A 4,815-nucleotide genomic window follows, 5' to 3' on the forward strand; every position below is an offset into this window, starting at 1 on the left:
AAAATGGTCTTCACCTACCCAGACTTTGGCAGGATCCCACAATTTGTCTACTGAAATCCCTTGTTTCTTTAATTTATCAAATACTTTAATCACACCTGGTCCTGAAACATCATGCATCATGACCTTGTCTACATTAGCAAAAACCACATCGTCTGGTGAAACAGAAGATTTTCCAGCACCACGTGCAAGAATCTTCTCAACAATATTCATAATAAAAAAAGCTTGGTCTACAGATTAAAAGCTTTTCAGAATATGTCCGTGTCATATATGAAAAAGGGATATTTGACGTTTAAACCCAAAAAATCTTCAAACATTTTTGGGTTTGGACAAACACGGTCCTAACCGTAGCAATCTGATAAAAAGGGATTGATTTTTCTTAGGATTAATTGTTCCACGTGGGGGCTAAATTGTCAACACTAACCATAGCCCCAACACGTTGTACTGGGGCATAATGCAAAGGGTGAAATTTTGATTATATCGTAAATTAATAATCCAAAGGATGTCAATGAATTTGCATCAACTCACATTTACAATTCTCTCTTTTGCCGCATTTAGGACAATTGCAATCACAAAGTAGCAGTGATGATTCACATCCGGTACATTTTGTATATTCAGCATAATCTTCTTTCATCTTTCTTCAAGTGTAATTAGATCTAACTAGAAATTAAAGAAACCAGTTATTTTCATTAAAATTCATTTGAATTTTTATATATTTATTTAAAATTTGTAACTAATCTTTTTGAATCAATTAAAATATGAATTTCTCCAATATGTACTATGACAATAATGATTAAAGAGGTTTTGAGGATATTATGAAAAAAGCATTTGTGTTGATTGGCTGTGATTTGGGAAAAAAAGAAGACATCCTCATTGCATTAAGAACCACAAATCAGATAAAAGAAGATCATAGTACCAGGGGGGCTTATGACATTGTAACAGAAGTAAATTCAAATGATGCTGAATCATTACGTAAGACCATAAATTGTAAGATTCGTAAGTTGCCATCAATTAGGTCTTCCCTTTGCCTCATGGCAATAGAGGAACAACACTAGGAGAACCACATGTCAAAAGCTTTTGTTCTAATAAATTGTGACTTAGGTTCTGAAATGCAAGTAATTTCAGATTTAAAAAAAGTTGAATGTGTAAAGAAAGTTTACGGGGTATTTGGCACATATGATATTTTAGCAGACTTGGAATGTGACCGACTCGAAGAATTAAGACAAACGATTATTTTAAAAATTAGGAGAATTGACAACATACGTTCAACGAAGACTCTGATGGGGATAAATGGACAATGTTAGGTGAGATACGTCTGCCAGCAAAGTCCACGTTTCTAGCGCCAATCATAGTACTCAGTTCCCTGTCATAAACTGTCAATGACGATTTGGGGCCTTGAATGTTGGTACCTTTGGGCGACATTAACAGATTGTTGTTGCTTGTCTGTAAAACAGTCTTATTTTTCAACATAGTCATAATTTTCTGAATCCTAGTTAATTGTGGAAAACAGACCTAGTTTCGTTTTAAACTCTTGAATTCTATTTCTTATTGAGACTGTACTGGTTCCTGCAGCTTTTGCTATTGCGGTTTGAGATATTGATGCCCCTGAAATCACACATGCTGAATAAATTACAGTTGCTGCAATAATTTCTGGATTTTTGCCAGCTACGATTCCTGCATCTTGGGCTGCATCTAAAATCTGTACTGCTTTACGTATCGTTTTTTCCTTTATTCCAATCTTGCTTGCTATCTTGGTGATGTGCTTCATTGGATCAGCTATGGAAACAACAAATCCTAACTCTCTGAACAGTATGCGGTATACTCTGGCAATTTCTTTTCTATTAATCACAAATTGATTTGCAATTTCTATTAGTGTTCTATTATGATCTAAATCTCTGCATGATGCATACAAACATGCTGCAGCAACTGATTTTACAGTTCTACCGCGAATAAGGTTTCTCTCAATTGCCTTTCTGTAAAAAAGCGATGCCCGCTCAATTACTGTGTCTGAAAGGCCTAATTTTGATTGTACTTTATCAAATTCTTGAAGTGCAAATCTCAGATTTTTATCTGTAGAATTTTTTGTTTGTGATCTGCTGTCCCATTTTCGCAATCTGCCAAACATTTGGATGGTTTTTGCAGAGAGTGGCTTTCCAATTGAATCTCTGTTCTATACTCCAATTATCGTATTGAGCCCCTTGTCATGCATTTTCAATGTTAATCCAGGACCCGTTCTTGCAGTGTCAGTTGTGTTTGAAACAAGCCTGCGTTCACTTGCTCTATTCTCAATGTTTTCTGAAATAACACATCCACAATTAGAGCAGACAATTTCTCCAATTACATCATCAGTTACAAATCTGGATGCATTGCAGCAATTGCAAAATAATTTTTCTTTTTTAATAACTGGTGTTTTTGGAAACCGTTCTGTCTTTTTGTTATGAATGATTTCTTTTTATTTTATTTAATTAAAAACAATTTTGTGGGCTCGACAAGTTTTCATAACGAATTTAAGAAATTCTGCTTGAATGTAAAAAAATAACAACAATGTCTTTGTTTATTCATATTGAGATAAAAAATATGTTCATTTACTGATTACTTGTCTTTTATATGATGAATGTGTAAACAATACATGGCTTTTAGAAACTGTATTCATTGTAATAGAGAATATGAAAGTTTGTATAATAATTCAACATGCTCATCACAGTGTGCAAGAGAAATTGGAAAATAATTTCCAAATGTTTGGTTAAAATTTTACAATGGTCATCATCTAATGTGTTGGGAGTTGCTGAAACCTCAGATGCTTACACGACATATGAAAACTTGGAGAAGATAATACTACAGATTAGGCCAAGAGACTCCTGCAAGTTTGGAATATCCAGAAGCAATCTAATCTCGTTGCAGAAGAGGATTAGAGAAAACGGAGTATTGAAACTCCACAAGAAAACAATAGAGAAAATCATTGCTGGCAGCATCATGGCCAGAGGAGGTGATATAGTATGATGGAGGAAGATAAAGTTGTTGAAATTGTATCTGAAAGTAATGATGATTCTGCAATAGAAGTTACTGCAAAAAACCTCGCAGCAGAGAAAGGGGACCTGACAAGAAACCTAGAACATATCGTGCAAACAGCATGAATAATTTTGTGCAGTTCAAAGATAGACCTGAGGAATTTAAGAAATACCTCAAAGATGTGAAAGGGGTTGACATTTCTGGAAACGCTGGTATTGTAAAGACATGGTTGATTTTTGGCGGAGCAATGATTGCAGTCTTTGGAGGATTGTGGTTGTACAACCGTTACAAAAATGAAAGAAGGGACAACGTTGAAAACATATGCTGACATTGGAAAGGCAGTTTGAAATGACTGCTTTTCTAATCTTTTTTATCAATCCGATGGAATGTTCTATCAATTCGGTATCAGTTTGGATAGATAACAGATCAATTCGGTATCAATTGGGTTTCGGAGGTTTTCTTTTCGGCATCAATTCGGAGATATAATTTATCAATTTGGTACAACGTTCCGAGACTTTCCGATAGTTTGATCGATGATGCCTATCAATTTGGTATCAATTCGGGAACAACAATTATCAATTCGGAGTTTCCCCCAAAACTCTAGAAAGAAAGGCTGATCCATTAGAACATGAGGGTTTTAGTCCGTGCATGGAAATCTTTCAACTAAGATCATTATTGGTTCTCTCAACAGACAATCCCTTGCCCAAAGCATTGGCTGCTTTCCTAATGGAGGGGGCAGAGACTTTGATTTTTTCTCCAATCTTTAGTTGGGAGTGATACTCGTTATTTGCAATACACGCCAGATAAATAGCACCACCGCAAATTACCGCAGGTTTTGAGCCAGACATAATTCTACTAGTGTTTGCCTGTTTTAGAATGCCAAATGCATGCCTCTTTGTTTTTTCGCTTATGTCAAGCATGCTGCAAAACTTGGAAAGACAATCCAATGGATTGGCCAGTTCTGTTTTGAGATCTAATTGGTTTATCAGCATCCTATAGCACTTTGAAACTTTCTTTTTTGTAACGTTTAGTGCATCTGATACCTCCTCAAGTGATCTGGGTATTCCCTGCTCCCTGCATGCTGCATAAATTGATGCAGCCATAACTTCGGCTTTGCCTCTTCCCCTGATTAGTCCAAAAGAAGAAGCTTTTCTGTAGATAAACGCAATGTGTTCTGCCACAATGTTTGATAATCCAAGCTTTTGCTTGACTCCGTCTAGTGCCATTAGTGCAGATATCAGGTTACGTCCTGTGGTGTTTTTTGACTTGCTGCGACTGTCCCATACACGCATGCTTTTGAACCTGGAAAAAGTATCAGACGAAATACGTCTGCCAGCAAAGTCCACGTTTCTGGCACCAATCATAGTGCTTAATCCTCTGTCATGAACTGTCAATGACGACTTGGGCCCTGTTTGTGAATTGGTCAAAAAATTATCAAGCGTATATCTTGGCTTGGCATCATAACTTGAAATTCCATCTGATAAGACCTGTCCACAAGGACCACAAATTATTTCTCCTCTGCTCTCATCAGTGATCAGACCTTTTGCGTTATGATCACAGACAAGGTTGTCTTCGTTATCATTTTGTGAGTTGTTAAATTTTTTAATCACCATGTGCCATAACTTCCGTTGATTTTTCTTGCATCATTCATATTCTTGATTTGAGATGTTGTGACACGAACCCTTTTGTTATTATGCGTCAGTGAAAAGCATTTCAAATTCCTTTTTACGTTCACAGCGAAAACGCCCATGTAAGGCTCGCTATTGAACCTGCGCTGAAAAGATAGAACGCGTAATATGCCAATCTGTG

Annotated in this window: 8 protein-coding genes and 1 pseudogene; 6 read left to right on the forward strand and 3 right to left on the reverse strand. The window is 36.3% G+C overall.

Annotated features, from left to right (window positions below; all coding sequences use genetic code 11):
• Window positions 1–210 (reverse strand): annotated as a pseudogene (locus tag OEW78_RS09880) (3-isopropylmalate dehydratase); the annotation flags it as partial.
• Window positions 211–812: 602 nt separating this feature from the next.
• Here OEW78_RS09880 and OEW78_RS09885 point away from each other — a divergent pair.
• Both OEW78_RS09885 and OEW78_RS09890 read left to right on the forward strand, forming a co-directional pair.
• Window positions 813–1,052 (forward strand): Lrp/AsnC ligand binding domain-containing protein, encoded by a 240-nt coding sequence (locus tag OEW78_RS09885; protein WP_300327129.1) that lies wholly within the window; start codon window positions 813–815, stop codon window positions 1,050–1,052.
• A 9-nt stretch (window positions 1,053–1,061) separates the two neighbouring features.
• Entirely contained in the window at window positions 1,062–1,301 is a 240-nt protein-coding gene (locus tag OEW78_RS09890; protein WP_300327130.1) for an Lrp/AsnC ligand binding domain-containing protein, read from the forward strand.
• A 185-nt stretch (window positions 1,302–1,486) separates the two neighbouring features.
• Here OEW78_RS09890 and OEW78_RS09895 read toward each other — a convergent pair whose 3' ends face one another.
• Window positions 1,487–2,122, reverse strand: a complete 636-nt coding sequence (locus OEW78_RS09895) for a hypothetical protein (protein ID WP_300327131.1) — start codon at window positions 2,120–2,122, stop codon at window positions 1,487–1,489.
• 4 nt (window positions 2,123–2,126) lie between these two features.
• On the opposite strand from OEW78_RS09895, the gene OEW78_RS09900 reads away from it, so the two are divergent.
• The 4 genes from OEW78_RS09900 (at window position 2,127) to OEW78_RS09915 (ending at window position 3,334) form a co-directional block, all read left to right on the forward strand.
• Window positions 2,127–2,438: a hypothetical protein gene (locus OEW78_RS09900; protein ID WP_300327132.1), complete on the forward strand. Its 312-nt coding sequence runs from the start codon at window positions 2,127–2,129 to the stop codon at window positions 2,436–2,438.
• Window positions 2,439–2,736: 298 nt separating this feature from the next.
• Window positions 2,737–2,997: a hypothetical protein gene (locus OEW78_RS09905; protein WP_300327133.1), complete on the forward strand. Its 261-nt coding sequence runs from the start codon at window positions 2,737–2,739 to the stop codon at window positions 2,995–2,997.
• Window positions 2,994–3,131, forward strand: a complete 138-nt coding sequence (locus tag OEW78_RS09910) for a hypothetical protein (RefSeq protein ID WP_300327134.1) — start codon at window positions 2,994–2,996, stop codon at window positions 3,129–3,131. Before OEW78_RS09905 ends, OEW78_RS09910 begins: the two co-directional genes overlap by 4 nt.
• On the forward strand, window positions 3,128–3,334 hold the full coding sequence (locus OEW78_RS09915) for a hypothetical protein (RefSeq protein ID WP_300327135.1): 207 nt from the start codon (window positions 3,128–3,130) through the stop codon (window positions 3,332–3,334). Before OEW78_RS09910 ends, OEW78_RS09915 begins: the two co-directional genes overlap by 4 nt.
• Before the next feature lie 331 nt (window positions 3,335–3,665).
• Here OEW78_RS09915 and tfb read toward each other — a convergent pair whose 3' ends face one another.
• Complete coding sequence (tfb, locus tag OEW78_RS09920) at window positions 3,666–4,619, reverse strand: transcription initiation factor IIB (RefSeq protein WP_300327136.1); 954 nt, start codon at window positions 4,617–4,619, stop codon at window positions 3,666–3,668.
• Between the last annotated feature and the right edge of the window lie 196 nt (window positions 4,620–4,815).

This window comes from Candidatus Nitrosopumilus sp. (assembly GCF_029882185.1).
Classification (GTDB): Archaea; Thermoproteota; Nitrososphaeria; order Nitrososphaerales; family Nitrosopumilaceae; genus Nitrosopumilus.